The organism is Staphylococcus sp. HGB0015 (genome assembly GCF_000411275.1).
GTDB classification, from domain to species: Bacteria; Bacillota; Bacilli; order Staphylococcales; family Staphylococcaceae; genus Staphylococcus; species Staphylococcus schleiferi.
Genome location: NZ_KE150418.1, coordinates 255,584 through 278,215 on the forward strand (window position 1 = coordinate 255,584; position 22,632 = coordinate 278,215).

Below are 22,632 nucleotides of genomic sequence, written 5' to 3' on the forward strand. Positions count from 1 at the left end.
GAGGAAAAATGATGGATGTGATTGAAACATATTTAACTAACCATGAACCAGACATCATCAATGATATAAAAACATTTGTGAAGTTAGAGTCACCAACACTGGATAAAACTGCAGTAGATGAAGCAGGTGCTTGGTTATGTCAAAAGATAGTTTCTTATTTAAATATAACTCCGGAAATAATTAAGCAAAAGAAAACGGGGAATCATATTCGCTTTTCATATGGAAAAGGTGAAGAACAAATTTTAATGAGTGGCCACTTTGACACGGTATGGGGAAAAGGAGAATTACCCTTGGTTGAAAAAGGTGACGTCTTATATGGCCCCGGTGTGATTGATATGAAGACCGGCGTGCTTCAAATATTATGGGCACTCAGAGCGTTGAAAGAAACTTCGACAAGTGTGAATAAAAAGATAGTGGTATTTTTTAACGGAGACCATGAGGGTATAGCTTCTCCTACATCGAGAAGTTATATTGAAGAAGAAGCACGCAAAAGTGCCTATGGCCTTGTCGCAGAAGCGGCGACAGGAGAGTCAGGCGCATTGAAAACATTTCGAAAAGGAATCTATCGATATCAGATACATTTTAAAGGCAAAAGTTCACATGCAGGGAATGATCATGAAAGTGGAGAAAGTGCTATCCAAGAAGCTGCTTATCAAATTATTGATTTAGAGAAGATGACACAATACGAGGAAGGAACAACAGTGAATGTAGGGAAGATTATAGGCGGAAGCGGTATTAATGTTCGCCCGGAAAGTGCAACCATCGAAGTTGACGTACGTGTCGTTAATCAACAAATGGGTGAAAAAGTTGATGAACGTATCAAGCAAATTCGACCATACAATCCAAAAATAGATATAAAAATTGAGGGTGGCGAAGTCCGTCCTGTAATGATTAAAACAGAAAAAACGGAGGCTTTATTTCAAAAGACGAATGAATATGCGAGTTTATTAGGGTTTGAATTGAGTCAAGTTGCAGTTGGTGGTGGTAGTGACGGAAGTTTTATTGCTGCACAAGGGACACCGACCATAGATGGCCTTGGCGGTGTAGGTGGCGGTCCACATGCTAGAGATGAACATATTAACAAGTCATTTATTGTGCCAAGAACTTGCTTATTAGCACTGTTAATGCAGAACTTGTGATAGTACCATCATCTTGATATGTAGTATTTGTGATATCGGCTTTCTGGTACACAATCAAAAATCTGCTGTTTGGTGAATAAATGTACATGAATAAAGCAGTCTGATGAGGTTTCTCATTAGACTGCTTTATAATGTTACCCAAATTATTCCTGTGCTTGTGTCTGATGGGCTTCGTTCATTTTCATGGCTTCCATTTGAAGTTGGGTCACTTGGCTTAGACCGGCTTTCATTAAGATAAAAGTCAGTAACCAACCTAATGTTATGAGTAAGATTGATTTAATGATACCGTCTTCTGCAATGGGCATGTCCCATACTGCATGTAAGGTTACAGCTGAACCAAAGAAAAAGAGGAAGCGTTTATCTGCGAGATGTGCCCAATTGAATTTTTGACTCCCTTTAGTAATGACAACGGCAGCGCCAACAATAGCGGTCCAAACGTTGTGGGAACCAATGCCTGTCCAAGCACGTAACCAGATCACTTGCGTCATGACGTCAAATCCTTCAGGAATGAATCTAAAAATGTAACCTGCTGATTCAAATACTTCAAATCCTGTTCCAACAGCAGCACCAATTAATAACCCGTTTAAGATTTTGTATGTATTCATGCGTTGAATGAAATATATCGTCACGATTGCTTTCCCCATCTCTTCGACAATCCCGATAAGGATGGCACTAAAAATAGTGATATCATCAGAAACTGGCACAAATTCGTATAACGTTAAAGTGCTGATAAGTGACAATACGCCACCAATGAAAAAGATTTTAAAGACAATGGCGATACTGATATTTTTAAATGCGTTAGATTCAAAAAAGAAAATTAATACAGGAAGAGGGACAGTAAGTGCACCGATAAAAATTAAACCACCTATGCCGTTAGGATTTCCAAAAAAAGCGACCATTATCCATAACAATGCAAAAACAGTGGCAAGGCCAAGAAATATTCTAGAGAATAGGAAAGGTTTCGCCCATTCTTTTGATACTTCATCGAGTTGTGGCGTTGTATATTCAGTACCCGCAATAAAGACTTCGTCCATTTCTTGCTTTATGTGGGGTTTGAATACTTCTGAGAACATATCAGCGAGGTTGATTTTTAAAACTTCATCATTTCCCGCAAGTTTACCGATAGAACGCGTTGTGTTATTAAATAAATTTTTGAATTCTTGTGTTAAGCTAATATTATCAATCGTTTTTTGTTCAATGGTTTCTGTATCTTGATGGTGTTGTTCTTTGGTATGCGATTGAGGTGCATCAAGTGGTTGTTCACTTTGTTGACTTGCATCTTTTTGTTCGTGAACCTCTTGATTTTCAGGATGATCTTTCAAAAGTATCGACTCCTTTCAAATAAATTTATTATATCACAAGCATTATATGTGAAATTTAAAAGGGAGTCTATTAATAGATTATTAAATATGACAGTATTCAAAAAGAGATTTACTTTAATATCAAAATTTTAGAAATTATTAAAATCTAGGCAATCACGAGATGAGTGGTGCGTGTTATAGAATATATAGTGAGGATTGGGAGGGGTACAATGGAAACGATATACTTAGCAGGAGGCTGTTTATGGGGCGTCCAAGCTTTTATTAAGACATTACCTGGCGTTGTAGCAACGGAAGCTGGGCGTGCAAATGGGACGACGCAAACACTTGATGGTCCGTACGATGGTTATGCGGAGTGCGTTAAGACGACATTTGATCCGGATCATGTCGATGTTCCGGAACTGATGGCCTATTTGTTTGAGGTGATTGATCCATATAGTGTCAATCATCAAGGTGAAGATAGGGGTCCCAAATATCGGACGGGTGTATACAGTGAAGAGGCCAAGCATTTAGAGTGTGCACGTCAATTTATTGCACGCCGACCAGACCAAGCACGTATTGCGGTAGAGGTCAAACCGCTATCCAACTATATTGCCAGTGCTGAGATTCATCAAGATCATTTAGATAAATTTCCACATGATTATTGTCATATTCCACAACATTTAATGAAAAAATATCAAAATTGAAGTGTTGAAACGAGATGAAGGGATGGATGTCATGTTGACTTTGTAAAGAGACGAAATGCATGTCTTAAAATCGATGTTAAAGTCATCATTATACCCATCCTTTATCATGTGCTTTTTTCCAAGCATCGAAGCGGTTATCAGCTTCCAATTTATCAATAATTGTCGATGTGTAATTCCGAATGGTACCATCAGATAAATATAAAGTTTCGGCAATTTCACGGCTTGAAAGCCCTTTACCAATTTCTTTGAGCACAGATTGTTCTTTTTCTGTCAGTGGATTGCGTTCCGAAAAGATGGTTGTCATCAATGCTTCACTATATTCTTTTTGACCTGACATAACGTTATCAATCGTATGGATGAGTTCATCGATTGACCGTTCTTTTAATACATAAGCATCAACGTCATAAGCGACGGCTTTTTCGAAATAACCCGGCCGTTTAAATGTCGTCACGATAATGACTTTAATAGGGATGTTTTTTTTCCGAACTTGTTGTAAGACTTCTAAGCCTGTTAATTCTGGCATCTCAACATCTAAAATAAGAACATCAGCCTCTGTTTCTTGCGCTGCTTTGAGTGCGCTTTTACCATCTCCAACATCTGCAATGACATGAATGTGTTCATGCATTTCGATGAGTTGAACCATGGCTTGTCTTAACATTGTTTGATCTTCAGCGATGATCACATGAATCATGATAGAAATCCTCCCCCATGAGGTATTGAAATTGTCATATGCAAACCAGCATGATTTTCTACTTCTAAAGTTCCTCTTAATAAAGCAACACGGGCTTCGATACTTTCTAAGTGCACGCTAGTATCAGTGAGACCTTTTCCATTATCATGAATCGTTAGCACAATCTCTTTATCACGACGAGATAATGAGGCACTGACTTTTGTCGCTTCAGCATGCTTAATGACATTGTTGATGGCTTCTCGGAGAATCATCGTTAATAAGGCTTGTTTCGTCGGAGACAATGATTGAGATAAGCTTGCATTGTCAAAATGAAATGCCAAATTCGCATTTTTTAAGAGTGTTTCTAATGCGGTCACTTCTTCAACGAACGAGCGTGTCTTTAAGTTATGAATAATTTCTCTAATTTGAGTTAAGGCCTCTTTTGAAATTTGATTGACTCCTATCATTTCAGCTTTGGCTTGTTCAAGGTCTCGGTCGACGAGTTTGATCGCAAGCTCCGATTTTAAGCTTAGACTCGCAAAGACATGACCTAATGTATCATGCAAATCTTGACCAATACGATGGCGTTCTTGATCAGCGATTAATACGTTAATGTGCTCATTTTGTGCGTTAATCTTTGATTGATACGCCTCCTCTGTCACACGTTTAAAATTCGAGAACATAATCAAATTCATGACGAAATAATAAATGATTAACATCACAATATAAAATGGCTCCGAATAATAAAGAAATGTCACGATAAGACAGAGGAGCATGGTTGCTAAAAAGGTGAAATATTCTTTAGACCATAGCTTAACGCGAAAAGTTAAAGGAAGCGCAAAAACACTATAAAATAAAAATAAGGACGACGTGGGATTAATTGCATAAACAAAATAAATAATCCCTAAATAATGTAGGACAAGTAAAAAATAAGACGTCCAAGGTTTTAAAGCGCGATGACCGATAATCAACGTCGTATAAACAATACTAAAGATGATAAAAACAACAATCAGGAGCAGGGTGTTACCTTGATTACGATTTAAGAATAAGGCAAGAAATGGAAATAACAAATAGATTAAGCTGGATAAATGACCCGCGTCTAGATCTAGTTTCTTCATTGAGACACATCTCTTCTTTTTTGAATATATAAAGCGATACTTAAGAAAATCATACTATATAGAAGTAATATCATGAAAGCGCTAATTGCAAAAGAATCATTTTGTCCTAAATCGGTTGCCAATTTTTTTAAATGATACGTAGGTGTCAGATGGGCAATCGGTTTCATAAATGATGGAAAGGTGTCAATCGGAAACCAGAGGCCACCTAAGACGGCTAAACCTAAATATAGAATGTTACCGATACCACTCGCTTTCTGGGTATCGTTGATTTGTGCTAATAGCACGCCAAGTGATAGAAACAAACTTGCGCCAATCCATAGAACGAGGCCTGATAAAATCCATTGACTGAAGGATAAATGAACGCCTTTATAAAAGGCAGCAGTCCCAAATATAATAAAAATGGCTAAAATGAACTGAAACATCGTTTTAACAATTTTTACGCTGAAATAGTCAAAGGGTTTGAGTGGCGTAGTCATCAGGTTTTTATACCAACCTTTTTTGCGTTCATCGATGAGTTCAAGTGGAAATGAGAATAAGCAGAAACTCGTTAAACTGAAGGTCGTCATGCTATACATAGCATTTTTATTAATTTCAGCCATCTCAGCTTCAGGTGCTTGGATGATTGATGTAAATAATAAGTAAAATGCTAAAGGTATAAAAATCGATAGTATCAATCTTGTTTTAAAACGGAATAGTAGACGTAATTCTGATAATAAATATGCAAAACGCATCATTGATCCTCTCCTTGTTTGTCCTCACTAAAAATAATCTCAAGCAATGAATTTTTGCGAATTTCGATATCATCAAGGTTCACATTTAAAGCAAGTAATTTTTCAAGAACTTGTTGGACATGATTCGTCTTAATGTGTAGACGTTGTTGCACATGCGTTATTGTTTCATGTGGAAATTGCTGTTCAAGTGCTATATGTGGTGCAGGAATATCAATTATCGATAAATTTTGTTGCTGTTTAATATTTCCCGGGGAATCATTGAATACAATTTGACCTTTGTTGAGTACAATCACTTGATCAGCCATTCTTTCTACCTCTTCGATATAGTGAGACGTGTAAAAGAGCGTCAGTCCCTCTGCTTTTAATTGCGAAACGATTTTCCAAAAATGTTGTCTCATTTGGACATCCATTGCACTTGTAGGCTCATCAAGAATAAGGCATTGGGGTTTGCTTATCATAGTTAAAGCGAAATCTAGAATACGTTGTTGCCCACCTGACAGTTCAGTCGCAAATTTTTGTAACTCTACATCGTTAAAGCGCGTGATATTTTGGAATTGTGCTAAAGAAAGCGACTGAGGATATAATTTTGAAAACAATTGATAAAGCTCTATGACTTTCATACGTTCAGGGAAGGTTGTACGTTGGAAAAGCACGCCTAACCGTTCAGGATGTAATAAGTGTGAAGGATCTTTAATCATGCCACTATCGGCGTGTCGATCACCAATCAATAAATCAATCAGTGTGGATTTACCTGAACCATTCGGACCAATTAATGCAGTACAAATGCCTTCTGTTATCGTAAAAGAAACATCATTGACTGCTTTTTGTTGCTGATATTGTTTCGTGATATGTTCGATTTGAATCATAACCCTGCACATCCTTTGAATAAGTTAACTTAATTGTAAAAAAGTATGGGATTTCTTGTTAGTGAGGATTGTCATCACTGCAGCATGACATTTGTCATTATTTATATTGGGGAAGGATAATGTGAGGATGAATATTTGTATAAAAGAAAACCCAAGGTATGGAAACACCTCGGGTTGATTTAGTTTGTTCTTGCTTTGAATGTTAATACATTTATAGGCGGCTATAAAGAAATAGGCAATTAAAAGTCTAAGGGAGATATGAAATTTATTTGTAGTGAGCTGCTTAATTAGACAATAAAATTCCATGTAAAATTCTGATAATTATTGTTAAAATGACTATAAATATATAGATTCTTGGGGGATGCGCTAATGGATAGATTAGTTAATAATACATTGTCTGCTTGGATACTAATAGAGATGCTACATCCTGGCGAGTTAGAGGATATAAAATCATATTTAAATAAAGATCTTTTTTTGTTAAATGAACAGCAAAAGGCAGTACATGATTTTGAATCTTTTTATCCTATATGGGAAGACGAACGTTTTCAGCTTAACCAATTAAGTAGCAGTAAAGGTGAAATACAATTTCAACTTTATAGACATTGCTTTAAGTTTGGGGAAATAGAACAATATATTCGAAGTATTTTTAATGATGAAGAGATTTATAATCCAGATAATAGAAACTGCTATGGATATACCTTCATGATTGATAATGAAGGATACGTGTTAATGGATACGCTCCATGTTCCAATGTTAATGAGTGCATTAAAGTATCTTAAAAATGACAAAAATATCCTAATTGAAGAGACCTACCAAGATCATTTTGAAAAATTTAAGCACAAGTGCGAAGAAATTATAGGAAATAATAAGTTAACTAAAGAAAAACTACACAAACTTGATCAATTATATTCCAAATATTTTGCTTTGTTTGAAACCAATTATCAAGGTTTTTTTAAGCAAGCGATAGGTATAAAATATGTCACTCCAAATGAACAGAGCAATGAACTAAATAGCTTTTATATTAGTGATATGGAATTTGCAAAAAAGGACCCTAATAAAACATTGACCCGATACATTCATGGCGTTAATGATAAAGATAAGAAAGTCATTGATGAGAATAAAGAATATATAGAGCGTTATCTAAAACCAGATTTTTATCCTGATGGGCGTTGGCCTTCTCTAGTAGAACACCGTTTATCATTGATGCAACAAGTTGCTGTAAATCAAATAACACATGATCAAATGAAAATAAGTTCTGTAAACGGTCCTCCAGGTACGGGTAAGACAACGTTATTGAAAGATATATTTGCGCATAACATAGTTGAAAGGGCCAAGACTTTTGCTGAACTTAATAAACCGAGCCAAGCTTTTAAATTCCAGAAGATTCACGAAACAGATCAATTCCCAACTGCTTTTCTAAACGATGTCCATACACACTATAAAATGGTAGTTGCGTCAAGTAATAATGGTGTAGTTGAAAATATATCCAAAGATTTGCCTAAAATATCTGAAGTGATAAGAAGGGATATCTCCTCAAACTTTCCAGAGTATGAAGAAGCTTATCAAAATGTTGCGAAAGAACTTAATATATTTAGTGAAATTGCTGAAAAGTTAATCGGTGAAAAAGCATGGGGGTTATTCTCAGGCGTTTTTGGTAGGAAAGCAAATATTGATAGTGTAATGACACAAGTCCTTACTAGCTGTGAATCAAAAACATTAAATAAAATTTTAATTGATGCGTATAATTCTGTAGATATTAACAAAGAGTGGAAGGATGCTAAACAATCGTTTCAAAAAACTTTAAGTAAAGTTAAAGTGTTAAAAAAAGAAATTAACCAAGGTATAAAACACTTTGCTGATTTTAGAAAAAGTGAAGAACAGTTTATAAAATACCAACAAGAATTAGTAGAACTGAATGATGAAAACAAAAATAATAATATAGATTCCTTAAAACAACGAAAAAAGAATTTAGAAAACCAAATAACAAATGTAGATACACAAATTAATGATTTAAAAGAATATATTCAATTGACAAAAAATAAAAATTCATTCAAAGATAAGTTAAAGCAATTTTTAGGAAGCAATTCTAGTGGTGCTAAAGACATAGATTATGAGCAAAGACATGCAGATTTACTGAGAAAAAAGATTCAATTTAATGACGATAAAATAAGAATAGATACTGAGATAACTATGGCAGTGAATGAAATAAATGAAAGAGAAAGGCGCATCAATCGGATAGAACAAAATTTAATGCAGCTTCGCAAAAATCAGCAGGGCTATTTAAACTTTATAAAAGAACATCCAGATGTCGTGGTGCCGGATATTGAATTTTGGAGAAGCGGAAATGAAGCATATAATATGCGTCAAGAGAAAGTATTGTGGACTTCAGATGAATTACAATTTGAAAGAGGATTATTATTTTTAAAGGCGATTGTACTTCACAAATTGATTTTAATAGGGAATGCTAAATCTATTCAATCAGGGTTATATGATTTTCAGCGACGTTATGAATATTTAGATGCAGCACCTGAGAAAGTAGAAAATGCATGGAACGTAATTCACCTTGTTTTTCCGGTCATTAGCACTACTTTTGCAAGTTTTAGATCAATGTATCAAACGATGCCTAAAGATTTTATAGACTACTTATATATTGATGAAGCAGGGCAAGCTATTCCTCAAGCTGCAGTAGGAGCGATACAACGTGCGCAACACTTGGTGGCAGTTGGAGATCCCGTCCAAATTGAACCAGTGGTAACTATAGATCGTAATTTGATTGACTCTGTAAGGAAAGCATTTAATGTACCTGAGCGATTGGTGAGTATTGAATCTTCAGTTCAAACATTAAGTGATGGAGCAAATATCTACGGTTATTGGAAAGGTGAAGAGGGTGAAAAGCAGTGGATTGGTGTACCTCTGTGGGTGCATAGAAGATGTCTAAACCCAATGTTTACTATTAGTAATAAAATTGCATACGAACAAAAGATGGTGTTACCAGAATATATTAAAAGTAACGAGTTAGAAGGAAAGGTTGGCAGGGTTTCATGGATAGATGTTAAAGGAAAAGCTAATCCAAAACAATTTGTGAAAGAACAAGGTATAGTCGTAGTAGAAGAACTAAAAAAAGACTGGGTTAAAGCTATGAAAAGTGGCAAACAGGAGCCCAATGTGTTTATTATTACACCGTTTTCTAGAGTCAAAAGTGAAATTATTACTTTTGCCAAAAAAGAGTTGAAACCATTAGTTAACCAAAACATAAATGTTAAAAAGTGGTTATATGAATCTATAGGTACAGTTCATACATTCCAAGGGAAATAAGCAGATAAAGTTTATTTTGTCACTGGTACGGATGATACGCAAAATACTGCTATTCAATGGTCATGTCAGAAGCCTAATCTAATTAATGTTGCTGTAACAAGAGCTAAAAAAGAATTTATTGTTGTTGGTGATAAGAAACGTATTAGTCAATTTAGATATTATCAAGCGATAGATAAAGAAATAAATATATAATTTGTGTAATGATTCTAAAAAAACAACTGGAGAATATAGAGTTGAAATGAAGCGGAAAAGTAATCGTTATTTATTTCTAGATGTTTATAAGAATCTATTGTATTTAAAATAATAGTCATGATTAAAGGAGGAGTTTATGGGCGTTCTTTCTCACATGAAAAGCATGCAGGCAGAAATGTCTGCTGCTGAAAGAAAAATTTTTCAGTTTATTTATAATAATAGTGAAAAAATAGCTAGTATGACAGCAAATGATATTGCTAAAGCATCTGGCGCAAGTAGTCCTACAGTTGTACGTTTTTCTAAAAAAATGGGTTATAACAGTCTTACGGAACTTAAAATTGAACTTTCTGCCGAAACAAAAAAAGCGCCTAGTATGAATTCTTATAGTGATGTCGACAGAGACGACTCTTTTCATAGTTTGAAGAATAAACTCGCTAATAATGCACACTATACAATTGATGAAACCACAGCTTTATTTAATGAAGAAGAATTTATAGATGCTTGTAAGTTCATTGAAGAAAAAGAGTACTGCTACGTTTTGGGTATTGGGGCTTCTAGCTTAACTGCAATGGACATTGTTCAAAAATGGGGAAGATTAGGAAAAAATGTAGTCAGTGAACCAGACTATAATACTATATTACCGCAGCTCATTTTACATCAGAAAGAATGTGTTATTTGGCTAGTTTCAAACTCTGGTATGACTTCTGAGTTAATTTCACTTGCTGAAACCGCTAAGGATTTAGAAATTCCTATTATTACATTGACACAATTTGGACAGAATCCATTGTCTAAACTCGCTGATGTTAGTTTAAAAACTTCGCGGCCAATGGAATCAATTTATCGAAGTGCTGCAACAGATTCTATTTTGGCACAGTTTATTACTGTGGATCTATTATTTTATGTTTATATAAGCCGAAATCAGGAGAATGCTGAGAAAATATATACAACCCGTTCTATAGTAGAAGCGTATAGGAAAAAGTATTTTTAAAAGAGATTTGGCGCGAACTTAATAAACTGTAAAAACGTATAAGTAAGAAAAAATGAATTTAAATTGAAAACAAATAAGGGGCTATTGTTCAGCCCCTTATTTGTTTTATTTAGTTGTAACACTAAAAACAGTATCTTTCGAAGTAACTGCTCCATGTTTTTCTAGTTTATAAGAGTCTACTTTTGTCATATTAGTAATAACAACCAAGATTGATGTATCTTTTTTCGCTTCTTTAATGGCGTTTAAATCGATTTTCGCTATTTTAGAATCTGTCGTAACCTTTTGACCTTCAGTTACTAATATTTCAAAAGGTAAACCATTTAATTCAACAGTATTAATTCCCATATGTAGCAACACTTCTAATCCATTGTCAGTAGTGATACCAATTGCATGTTTAGTGGGGAAAATAGTTGATATTGTACCACTTACTGGCGAAAAAATTTCTTCATTTGTTGGTATAATGAAATAGCCGTCGCCCATCATTTTCTTCCTAAAAGCTGGATCTGTTGATTCTTCTATGGGATGAATAGAACCTGTTGTTACAGCATTGAAAATTTTAGTTTTGTGATTATTAATTTTATTATTATTAACTTGATTAATTGAATCAGTACTTATTTTACTATGCATTAATGATTGTTCCTGTAGTTTATCTTTTGGTATGCCTAAAAAGTAAGTTACTACAAAACCTCCGATATAAGCGGAAAGTAGACCTAATATATAGCCTATCCAATGATTATTAGAAATCAATGGAATAAGCGCAATACCAGAAGGCCCTATTGCAATTGAGCCAATACCACCAATGGCACCTATAACTGCGCCTCCGATGCCCCCTCCAATACAAGCTGTAATAAATGGGTGGCCTAATGGTAATGTTACACCATATATCAATGGCTCCCCGATTCCTAATATGCCAACGGGTAATGCGCCTTTTATCATTTCAGTTAATTCTTCATCTTCACGTAGTTTAACCCATAAAGCAAGTGCAGCTCCCACTTGGCCTGCACCAGCCATTGCCAGAATAGGAAGTAATAATGTCATACCTGTTTCATTAATCATTTGAATATGAATAGGTGTTAAAATTTGATGTAAGCCAAACATAACCATCGGTAGAAATAGAGAACCTAATACAAATCCTGAAAATGGTCCTCCTACTGATAGTACCCAGTTGATCCCTCCCACTAAAATGTTTGAAAGTAATCCAGCTAATGGCATAATCAAGAAAATTTCAAGTAAACCTATTATTAATAAGGAAAGAGTAGGTGTAAAGATAATATCAACAGAATCGGGTATAGTTTTATGCAATTTCTTTTCAATTATTGATAACAACCAGACAGCAAATATAACACCTATAATTCCGCCTTGGCCAGCTGTTAATGCATCGCCTGTAATAAGGTTTTTAATGGCTTTGTCGGCATTCATACCTGTAAGTGTTACTACTGCTCCAATAACACCACCGAGAGTTTGGTTAGCTCCAAAAACTTTTGCTGCATTTATCCCTGTATAAATGACTAAATATGCAAACATACCATTTTTAAGAATATTCATAATATCTACAAACTGTTGCCAAGTTGCGGCATTTATTGTTCCAGCAGTAATCAAATTATTCATTACTGCGGCAATCCCAGCTATTAAACCTGAACCGACAAACGCAGGAATCATCGGTACAAAGATGTTTGATATATCTTTTAAAATAGCTTTTAATGGAGAATTTTTTTGCTTAGCTTTTTGCGCTGCTTTTATTTTTGCTGCTTTAGCATTAACTTTTTCTTTTCCAGAACTTTTTTTGATATTTTCTCCCAGCTCTACACCAGCTAAACTAACCATTTCGTTAGCTACTTTAGTGACCTTTCCAGGCCCTATAATAACTTGTAATTGTTCGTCAAATATAACACCCAACACGCCTGGTATACTTTTCAGCCTTTTTTGATCCACCTGATTGCTGTCACGTATATTCATTCGAATACGAGTCATACAATGATTAACAGTTTGAACATTTTCTAAACCCCCGGCACCCTCATATATTCTTTTGGCAAGTTCATTCAATGTCAATTCTTTTCTTCCCATGTAATTCCCCCTTATTTAAATCGTATTTTTGATAAACCCGTTTGCTTTGGCTAATTTTTGCGTCGCTTCCTCTTTATTACAGTTTGTTAAAATCATAACAATAGCTAATTTTACATTTTGATTGGCTTCTTCAAAGTAATGTGTTGCTGTGTCGTAATCCACTTCCGTTGCTTGCATAATAATTCTTTTAGAACGTTCTATTAATTTTTTATTCGTTGGCTTAACATCAACCATTAAATTTTTATACACTTTTCCTATTCCAATCATACTGACAGTAGAAATCATGTTAAGAACCATTTTTTGCGCGGTTCCTGACTTCAAACGTGTTGAACCTGTTAAAATTTCTGGTCCGCAGTCAATTTCAATTGGCAAATCTGCAAATTCACTTATTTCTGAATTTTTATTGCATGATAAAGAGCCAGTATGTGCACCTATAGATTGGGCATAATTTATTCCACCAATGACGTAGGGGGTCCGACCACTCGCTGTAATGCCTATAACCATATCTTTTGCTGTCAGATTAAGGTGCATTAAATCTCTTTTACCTTGGTCAATATCATCTTCTATGCCTTCTATAGCAGAAACCATGGCTTTATTTCCACCAGCAATTAATCCTATAACCATATCAGAATTCACTCCAAAAGTTGGTACGCATTCTACGGCATCTAATACGCCCAATCTACCGCTAGTACCGGCACCCATGTATATTAAGCGACCATTATTTTTTAAAGTTTTAATTGCGGCATCTGTCAAATTTTCAATTTGAGTTAATTGTTCAGTAATGGCTAGTGCAACTTTTTGATCTTCCTGATTCATCTTTTTCAGTGCTTGACGGATAGTCATTTCATCTAGATTGTAGCTATTTTCATTTCTTAGTTCCGTTGTTAAGTTATCTAAGTTAATCATTTTAATCCTCACTTTCAATATCGTTTTTTAGCAATGTGAATTTCTGACCACCTTTGATATGTGGGATTAAACACCAATCATTTTGACTGATTTGACCCACTACATTAATTTTTTCATCTGCTGGTAAAGAACGTTTAGTAATTTGAATCTCTCCCATATACCGTAAATACTGTGAATTATCAATGGTTACTGAACCAGTGTCACGTTTGATATTAAGTAAAGGTTTAATATTCGGAATTTTTTTCTTGCGAGAATATGCGCTACGAATCACATCTCTTGATTCATCAAGGCGATTTATATGTTCTCCTAGAGTAAAATCGATTTGATTATTAAATGGATCTACATGCAATAAAATATTTTTTTCCATTATATAGTTAGCAAATTGCTTTATTACAGTGTCAGAAAGACCAGGATCACCTATAAAAATTTTATTTGTATCAGATAATAAGTCGAGGGAGGCGGCAAGCGGATGATAGTCACGATGTTTTTCTAGCGTTGGTAAACCTTGATATAGAGGGCCGCGTAAGTTATTATCACCTGAAACGAATGCTTGTGACTTAAGGCCAAAACTTTTTAACCATTTTGCTTTTTTACGATACCACTCTTCATCTAGTCCTGTTTCAGGTCGAGGATAATAATTGTGCCAGGCTTCTAATTGATCAAAGTTAGCATTAGCTAATTTCAGTTCTTGAATGTCATTTTCAGTTATGGTTGAAGCATTTAAAGCAATCGTTATTTTATTTGATAGCTGAGCTATACATTTATTACTAATATGATCATCAGCACGTAAACCTGTTACACCAATAGAGCGTATTTCATTAATATTACTCATAGAAAAACCAGCTTTTTGTAAAGATGAGCTAGATATATCAACCATCAAATCTAAATTTAATGATTTGGTAATATTACCTAATTCAATTAAGAGTTTGCGATACTGAGTGTTATTATCTTCTGGTATATGCAGGGATGTGAAAACACCTGTGAACCCAGAATGAGCCATCTTTTCGATGTATTGTTTTGTTTCAGAAGATAGCGGTTTGTTTAAAAATACTGAGAACCCGAACATAATCTTTTCCTCCAACACAATATATTTTGAGAAATGCGCAATCTTTATTGAAAGCCCTTACATAATTATAAGTCGATTATAATACTTAGGTTCACCTTATACAATGAAATTTCTTTATTTTTAATTTATAATGAAATATTGTTTCTAAAATAGACCTCTACGCTGTTTATCAAAAATATTAAGTCTAGTTTTTGTTGATAAGCTATTCTGAAAAGGATGGATCGTCCTTGATTTAAACCTCTAATAGCTGAGTTGAATGTTATCGTTATGTGTATAATTTTAATTTTATTTTTCATTTACTTTAAAGTTATATAAAATTATTTATTTTGAATTGTAAATGTGACATAAAGTTTTTATGATACCAATGTAATCCATTTTATGGCTTCATATCACTGAGGAAGAAGGGATTTTATGGTGCTTTATGAAAATGCATCGATCACACAACATTATGGGCCAGATTTATTCAATCGAGACCCCTCTATACCACCACATACATATGTGGTGCATTTACCTAAAAGTATGGAAGTGCAACGATTGCTATATGCGTTGACACAGTTAGTACAAACCCAATCATTACTGAGGGCCTCTTTTAAGTATGTAGAAGGTGAGTTGAAATATCAGATTCGTCAATTTGCGCCATTTATTGAAGTGGTTCATGAAGATTGTGTATCATCAGATTTAGACTTTGAAAGTGATTTGGAACAAAATCCATTTGATCTAACACTTCCTACAACTGCTCCGCTTTTCACTTTCAAAATCATTTGTTTTACCGATTGTACACTCCTCCAATTCAATGTGAGCCCGCTTATTTTTGATGCGGCGTCAATGCCTATTTTTTTAAGTCAACTAAGTCACTATTATGAAAAACCTTTTCAATTGATTACTTTGACCCAAAGTTTTACTGAATTGATTCAACAAATGCATCAATTACGTCGACTGCCTTCGTTTCAGATGCAACTGCAGCAATGGCAAAGTCATCAAGGTGTAAGAGATACCTATCATGCCTATATGCCTGTTCAAAGTTTAACGGATCAACACCATACACAATGGCAAATGGTTAAGATTCAACATGATGAATTGAGTCTTGATGATATTTATAGCGGTATTATACTTGCGAATCATTTTATTGGGCGTAGCGAAGATGTCCATGTCGGTTTAACGACAACACGAACGCCATCATTCGATGAAGGGAAGGCGATTGGGCCACGTATACGGATTTTACCGGGTTGTTTTCATGTTGACCGCACACTTTCTTATCAACAGTTCAAGACACAGCTTTCCAGTCGAATGAACACGATTGTTGATGAAGAGGTGTTACATTTAATAGATTTAATCGAGGCACGTACCGGCTTTCCGTTTGAAACGTTAATTCATTCAGAACCTATTCATTATACATTTGAAATAGCAGGCGAAGTTTGTGAAGCTGAACGCTTAAAACCGATTGAGACCGAAGCAGCGCTCGATGTATATGTTCAAGAAGTCGAGAATGGTTATGTCGTAAAGATGTTATATAACCGCAATCAATATGATGATTTAACAATTGAAACGTATGCAAATTTGATTCGTCATTTATGTCTTCAAGGTGTGACGCGTCCAGAAGTGCCAATGAACACCTTTTCGTTAATGACGACAGACCAAGACGAGTCGCTATTACAACAACTGTTGCGAACAGAATCTGCGACTTTTGCGACGGTACCTGAGTTGTTTGCCGAACAAGTCCAACGTCATCACGACAAAATAGCAGTTAGATTTGAAAACGACAGCTTAACGTATGCGCAACTTGATCGGCTGACGAACCAAGTTGCACGTCAAATACGTGCACGTGGGGTGAAACCTAATGACTATATCGCGGTGATGGCAGAACGCAGTATGGAGATGATTGTAGCAGTTTTGGGTATTGTGAAGTCTGGCGCTGCGTATGTACCGATTGATCCGGATTATCCTGAAGCGCGGATTCAATATATATTAGAAGATGTGCAACCGGCTTTATTAGTGTTACATCAAGTCGAATTGGATACGACGGTGCCAACTGTGTCATTGAAAGATTTGCAGGTTGGTAGTGAAGCTGCAGTACCTGTCGTTAATCATAGTGATGATGATGTGTATGTGATTTATACGTCTGGAACGACAGGTCAACCGAAAGGCACACGTATTATGCATCAGAGTGTCGATCGCCTTGTTAAAGCAGTCGATTATGTCACGTTAGATGAAACGACAAAAATTCTGTTATCTGGAACCATTGCGTTTGATGCGGTGACATTTGAAATCTATGGTGCTTTATTAAATGGGGGCGAACTGGTCGTCTTGTCTAAAGACCAATTATTAAATCCGAAAGCGCTCGGACAAGCGATTCGAAAATATGAGATTAATACAATGTGGCTAACAGCATCGCTCTTTAATGCGACTGTGAGTACACACGTTGAAGCACTTGAACCGCTCTCCTATTTATTAGTTGGGGGTGAAGCGCTGACGCGGAAGTGGGTTGAGCTCCTACATCAGCGACCAAAGCATCCTCAAATCATTAATGGTTATGGCCCTACCGAAAGTACAACCTTTACAACGACCTATGCAATGCCTGAAACCATTCCTGCACGCATACCGATTGGAAAGCCTATACGTGAAACGGATCTGTATATTTTACAAGGAACACAGCGCTGTGGTGTCGGTGTCCCGGGCGAGTTATGTATCGGTGGCGCAGGTTTAGCGAAAGAGTATCTTAATCGTCCCGAATTAACAGCATCACGCTTTATCGATTATCCGTTTGGCACTGGAAAAGTGTATCGAACTGGCGATTTGGTTCGCTTACAACCTGATGGTGAAATCGATTATTTAGGGCGTCTAGATAAACAAGTTAAAATAAGAGGATTTCGTATCGAGTTAACAGAAATTGAACGTGCCATTGAGCGTATCCATGGCGTTAATAAAGCGGTTGTCGTGATACGAGAGATAGAAGGGGATAAACAGCTCTATGCATTTTATGAAGGAGAACAAGAAATTTCGAATCATACGATGACAACCACGCTCTCTGCGCAAATGCCGAGTTATATGGTGCCGTTGTCTTTCCAACGCATTGATCAAATACCGATGACTGTCAACGGAAAATTGAATACGCAGGCCTTACCTGATCCCGAACTGCGACTTCAAAGTGATTATGCAGCGCCACGCAATGAAATAGAACAAGTTTTGTGCCATATCTTTGAAGAAGTGTTGCATATTGAACGTGTGAGCATTCATGATCACTTTTTTGAATTAGGAGGACATTCGTTAAAGGCAACCTTAGTCGTGAACCGTATCGAACGTGAATTACATAAGTCCATGACAGTAAGCGATTTGATGAAATATCCTACAGTGGCCTTATTATCAGCACGTTTAGAAGACGTGTCCGAAACACATTCAGAAATGATACCTATCATTACATCGAATCAGCAGGCGTATCCTGCGAGTGCGGCGCAAAGTGGTATGTATTTCTTATGGCAGCTGAACCCGGATGATACAGTTTATAACGTTCCATTTATATGGCAATTAAGTGCCCCGCTAGATATTGCGAAATTACGCCATGCGGTGAGCCAATTGATTGAACGGCATGAAATTTTAAGAACGCAATTCGGAATGGAAAATCAACAAGTCTATCAATATATTCAAGACTGTTATACACCTGACTTTGAAGTCGTCACATTAGATGAGCAAGACCCTCAAGTATTGGTAGAACGTATGGTACAGCCATTTGATTTAGAACATGACCGGCTTTTACGTATACGTTATATTCAAACACCAGAAGATGACTTTTTATTTATGGATACGCACCATAGTGTTAACGACGGCATGAGTCAGACTCTCATTTTAGATGAGCTGAGTCAACTATATCAAGATAAATCATTGCCTACGATGACGCATCAGTATAAAGATTACAGTGAATGGATCAAACAACGTGACATGACAGACCATCATGCGTATTGGCATCAATTATTAGCAGAAACGCCCCCAACGTTAGAGCTCCCACTGGATTATCCAAGACCTCATGTCAAATCAACAGAGGGGGATATGTATCAATGGCAGTTAGATGAAGTGCTAAGCCATAAAATTAGACAGTATGTTCAACAACATGATGTGACTGACTTTATGTTTTTTATGAGTGTCATTATGGTTTTATTAAGTCAATACAGTCGTCAAGAGGAGATTGTGTTAGGAAGTGTGATGAGTGCGCGGACACATCCAGATACGGAACGCATGTTAGGGATGTTCGCGAACAGTGTCGTGTTCAAAGGTCAACCGACACGCAATAAACCGTGGCTGACATTTTTAGAAGAAATGAAAACGATGAGTTTAGCGGCTTATGCGCACCAAGACTATCCATTTTCTGTCTTAGTGGATGAATTAATCGCGCAACGTGATGCATCACGACACCCATTTTTTGATGTCATCGTTGTGCGTCAAAACAATGAAGTGCATCATGCGCATTTTGGCCATAGTCGACTCACACATCAACCACCGAAAAGTACCACAGCGAAGTTTGATTTGTCTTTCATTATTGAAGAAGTGCATCATCAATTTGTTTGGAATATTGAATATCGGACAGACCTGTTTCAAAAAGAAACAATCCATCATATGTGTGATCAATTTGAAGTGATGATCCAGACAATATTGGAGCAAGACTTATTACGCATTGGTCAATTGCCTATTGCGCGACCCGACATGCGTCAGTGGCTTGAAACACATGTGACACCAAAACCGATGGCGTATCCTGAACAGGAGACTGTCGGCAGTCGAATTGAACAGTTGGCGCTACAAACACCAGAGGCTACAGCGTTGATTTTTGACAACCAACATCATTCGATACATAGGTTATATCGACGTGCATTAGCTATTGCGCGTCATTTGTACGAACAAGGTTGTCGTAAAGGAGATCGTGTGGCGCTTCTCATGACAAGGGGCCCAGAAATGATTGAAAGTATGATTGCTGCGGCATGGCTGGGTTGTCCTTATGTGCCGATTGATCCAGATTATCCGGCATCACGGATTGACTTTATTTTGAAAGATGCGGAAGTGAAACATATTTTGACGAATGCGCCAGCACACTCTACAACTGTGACCAATTCGGATGTGAGAAGTTGTGTTATACGAGAAGATGATGCACAAGTGATTCAATCAAGTGAACACGTGGAAGCGAACGATGTATTGTATATGATTTATACATCTGGAACGACAGGTCAACCAAAAGGCGTACAAATCACACATCGTAATGTAATGAACTTAGTCACAGGTTGGTCTCAATATATACAACTGACGTCTCAAGATGTGTTATTACAATACGCCAATATTGTGTTTGATGCGTCTGTGATGGAGATTTATTGTGCGTTATTCAATGCATGTCCTTTAGTGATTGCTTCTGAACGAGAAAGAAAGGACATTTTCGCTTTAGAACACTGTCTCCGTACACAACACGTCACTGTTGCTTCGATCCCCGCACAACTATGCATGATGATGACCGACTATCATTTACGTTGCTTAGTGACAGGAGGTTCTGTGAGCACGCCAGAACTTGTTGATAGGGTTCGACCGCATTGTGAAATGTATGTCAATGCCTATGGACCAACCGAATCCACAGTGATTACAACGGCATGGATGGATGACGGCAAGTCCACATTACAACGCGTTCCGATTGGACGACCAATCCCGAATGTACAAGTGTATATTATGTCTGAAGGACGACTATGTGGTGTGGGTGTACCTGGAGAGCTTTGTATTGCGGGTGACAGTTTAGCAAAAGGTTATTTAAACCGTCCTGAAGTTAATGCACAAGCTTTTATTCCGCATCCTTGGGGTGATGGACAATTATATCGCACGGGCGACTTAGCGCGTTATTTAAATAATGGTGAGATTGAATTTTTAGGTCGCATCGATCAACAACAAAAACTGAATGGCTATCGTATTGAATTAGAAGAAATTACAAATCAAATGAACCAAATCGCAGGTGTTTTGGATAGTGCAGTCACAGTGGATCGTACACGTGCACATCCATTTTTAGTGGGCTATTATGTAGCTGAAACAGAGCAATCTGATGTGATACGACGTGCACTCACAGATCAGTTGCCACAGTATATGGTGCCACAGGTGTTCATTAAATTGGATCAATTGCCTTTAACGCCTAATGGAAAATTAGATACGAAAGCTTTACCTGCTGCGGATTCACAACAAGTCCGTACGTTGACCCCACCACGAAATAAACAAGAACAACAATATGTCGATGTATTCGAACAAGTATTAAATGTGAGCCCGATTGGCATTGACGATGATTTCTTTGAACTCGGTGGTAACTCACTTGCGACGATGAAAGTCGTGATGTTGCTGAAACACAAAGGAATTGAAACGTCGATGCAAGCTATTTATGAATACAAAACCATCCGTGCGTTAATAAACCAAAGCGAATCGACACAGTTAAATGTCCCGGGAAATATTGACGCCTTGCAAACGATGATTGCGACTAATCAAACGCCTTTGTCAAAAGTGTCACAACAATCTTTAGGAACAGTATTACTGACAGGTGCCACCGGATTTTTAGGTGCTTATTTACTTTATGAACTAACTGAGCGCCACCAACGTGTGCATTGTCTTGTTCGGGCAGAAAGCGCATCACAAGCCCGTGACCGTTTAATCGACAATTTGAATCATTATTTTGAGCCATCGACGTGTGAAAAAATGATGCACAACGTTGACATCATATATGGTGACACAAACCAAGATTTCACACAGTTAGCTACGTCTATCGACACGATTATTCATGCGGCGGCGCGAACAGACCATTTTGGCGAAGATGAAGACTTTTATGAAGCCAATGTCAAAAGTACAGCACAGCTTATCTCCTTGGCCAAACAAGCTCAAGCTCAGCTGATTTACATTTCTACATTGAGTGTGGCAGGCACCTTTTCTGAAGAACAAGAAGACACGCAATTCTCAGAAACAGCCATTTTTAAAAACCAACAGATTACGTCACCTTACGCACGAAGTAAATTTTATGCCGAGCTTGAAGTATTACAAGCCATGCGAGAAGGATTAAAGGCGAAAATGATGCGTGTAGGAAACTTAACAAGCAGTAGACACGGCAACATCACCATGAAAAATATGCGGACAAATCGCTTTTCTATTGTTATGCATGACTTACTTCAACTCGATAAGATAGGGGTATCTGCGGCACAAACACCAATTTCATTTTCGTTTGTTGATGAAGCGGCACAAATGGTTGTACAATTCGCGGAAATCCAACAAAGCACGTACAACATCTTTCATATTACGAATAACCATGAATATACAATGCAATCGATGCTTGAAAAGCTAACAAATCGCACAATTAAGGTGGTGGATGACGCAACATTTGATCAATATGTACATGATGCCGGTTATTATGCATGGGTGGGATTAATGCATCACGATGATAAGCTGAAACCTGCCATTATCACGCAAGATTTTACACAGTCTGTCATGAACGCACTGGATTTAAGCTGGTCAGAACTATCAGAAACATGGTTAGCCCGTTGGCAACAAAGACTTAACGACACATTCAAGTAGGTGAAATGT

The 22,632-nt window shown here is 36.8% G+C and carries 13 protein-coding genes and 1 pseudogene; 5 read left to right on the plus strand and 9 right to left on the minus strand.

Annotated features, from left to right (window positions below; all coding sequences use genetic code 11):
• Nucleotides 1–11: 11 nt before the first annotated feature.
• Nucleotides 12–1,139 (plus strand): M20 family metallopeptidase, encoded by a 1,128-nt coding sequence (locus tag HMPREF1208_RS07865; RefSeq protein ID WP_016425825.1) that lies wholly within the window; start codon nucleotides 12–14, stop codon nucleotides 1,137–1,139.
• A gap of 143 nt (nucleotides 1,140–1,282) precedes the next feature.
• Here HMPREF1208_RS07865 and HMPREF1208_RS07870 read toward each other — a convergent pair whose 3' ends face one another.
• Entirely contained in the window at nucleotides 1,283–2,461 is a 1,179-nt protein-coding gene (locus tag HMPREF1208_RS07870) for a PrsW family intramembrane metalloprotease (protein WP_016425826.1), read from the minus strand.
• 209 nt (nucleotides 2,462–2,670) lie between these two features.
• Between HMPREF1208_RS07870 and HMPREF1208_RS07875 the strand changes: the two genes are divergently transcribed.
• Entirely contained in the window at nucleotides 2,671–3,144 is a 474-nt protein-coding gene (locus tag HMPREF1208_RS07875; protein ID WP_016425827.1) for a peptide-methionine (S)-S-oxide reductase, read from the plus strand.
• Between the two features lie 88 nt (nucleotides 3,145–3,232).
• Here HMPREF1208_RS07875 and HMPREF1208_RS07880 read toward each other — a convergent pair whose 3' ends face one another.
• From HMPREF1208_RS07880 to HMPREF1208_RS07895, 4 genes are read right to left on the minus strand one after another with little or no spacing between them, the layout of a single operon-like run.
• Nucleotides 3,233–3,835, minus strand: coding sequence for a response regulator transcription factor (locus HMPREF1208_RS07880; RefSeq protein WP_016425828.1), 603 nt, complete (start codon nucleotides 3,833–3,835; stop codon nucleotides 3,233–3,235).
• Nucleotides 3,832–4,932 carry a sensor histidine kinase gene (locus HMPREF1208_RS07885; protein ID WP_016425829.1) on the minus strand — a complete coding sequence of 367 codons (1,101 nt, stop codon included), beginning with the start codon at nucleotides 4,930–4,932 and terminating at the stop codon, nucleotides 3,832–3,834. The genes HMPREF1208_RS07880 and HMPREF1208_RS07885 overlap by 4 nt, the downstream gene beginning before the upstream one ends.
• Complete coding sequence (locus tag HMPREF1208_RS07890) at nucleotides 4,929–5,666, minus strand: ABC transporter permease (RefSeq protein WP_016425830.1); 738 nt, start codon at nucleotides 5,664–5,666, stop codon at nucleotides 4,929–4,931. The genes HMPREF1208_RS07885 and HMPREF1208_RS07890 overlap by 4 nt, the downstream gene beginning before the upstream one ends.
• Nucleotides 5,663–6,529: an ABC transporter ATP-binding protein gene (locus tag HMPREF1208_RS07895; protein ID WP_016425831.1), complete on the minus strand. Its 867-nt coding sequence runs from the start codon at nucleotides 6,527–6,529 to the stop codon at nucleotides 5,663–5,665. Before HMPREF1208_RS07895 ends, HMPREF1208_RS07890 begins: the two co-directional genes overlap by 4 nt.
• Nucleotides 6,530–6,898: 369 nt before the next feature.
• On the opposite strand from HMPREF1208_RS07895, the gene HMPREF1208_RS07900 reads away from it, so the two are divergent.
• Entirely contained in the window at nucleotides 6,899–9,844 is a 2,946-nt protein-coding gene (locus HMPREF1208_RS07900) for an ATP-binding protein (RefSeq protein WP_016425832.1), read from the plus strand.
• 328 nt (nucleotides 9,845–10,172) lie between these two features.
• Nucleotides 10,173–11,024: a MurR/RpiR family transcriptional regulator gene (locus tag HMPREF1208_RS07905; RefSeq protein ID WP_016425833.1), complete on the plus strand. Its 852-nt coding sequence runs from the start codon at nucleotides 10,173–10,175 to the stop codon at nucleotides 11,022–11,024.
• A gap of 105 nt (nucleotides 11,025–11,129) precedes the next feature.
• Here HMPREF1208_RS07905 and HMPREF1208_RS12580 read toward each other — a convergent pair whose 3' ends face one another.
• From HMPREF1208_RS12580 to HMPREF1208_RS07920, 4 genes and pseudogenes are all read right to left on the minus strand, one after another.
• Nucleotides 11,130–11,651 carry a PTS sugar transporter subunit IIA gene (locus HMPREF1208_RS12580; RefSeq protein WP_281183068.1) on the minus strand — a complete coding sequence of 174 codons (522 nt, stop codon included), beginning with the start codon at nucleotides 11,649–11,651 and terminating at the stop codon, nucleotides 11,130–11,132.
• Nucleotides 11,652–13,088: pseudogene (locus HMPREF1208_RS07910) on the minus strand (PTS transporter subunit EIIC); the annotation flags it as partial.
• A 15-nt stretch (nucleotides 13,089–13,103) separates the two neighbouring features.
• Nucleotides 13,104–13,994 carry an N-acetylmuramic acid 6-phosphate etherase gene (gene murQ / locus HMPREF1208_RS07915; protein WP_016425835.1) on the minus strand — a complete coding sequence of 297 codons (891 nt, stop codon included), beginning with the start codon at nucleotides 13,992–13,994 and terminating at the stop codon, nucleotides 13,104–13,106.
• Between the two features lies 1 nt (nucleotide 13,995).
• On the minus strand, nucleotides 13,996–15,060 hold the full coding sequence (locus HMPREF1208_RS07920; protein WP_016425836.1) for a DUF871 domain-containing protein: 1,065 nt from the start codon (nucleotides 15,058–15,060) through the stop codon (nucleotides 13,996–13,998).
• 411 nt (nucleotides 15,061–15,471) lie between these two features.
• On the opposite strand from HMPREF1208_RS07920, the gene ausA reads away from it, so the two are divergent.
• Nucleotides 15,472–22,623 (plus strand): aureusimine non-ribosomal peptide synthetase AusA, encoded by a 7,152-nt coding sequence (gene ausA, locus HMPREF1208_RS07925; RefSeq protein WP_016425837.1) that lies wholly within the window; start codon nucleotides 15,472–15,474, stop codon nucleotides 22,621–22,623.
• Nucleotides 22,624–22,632: the final 9 nt, after the last annotated feature.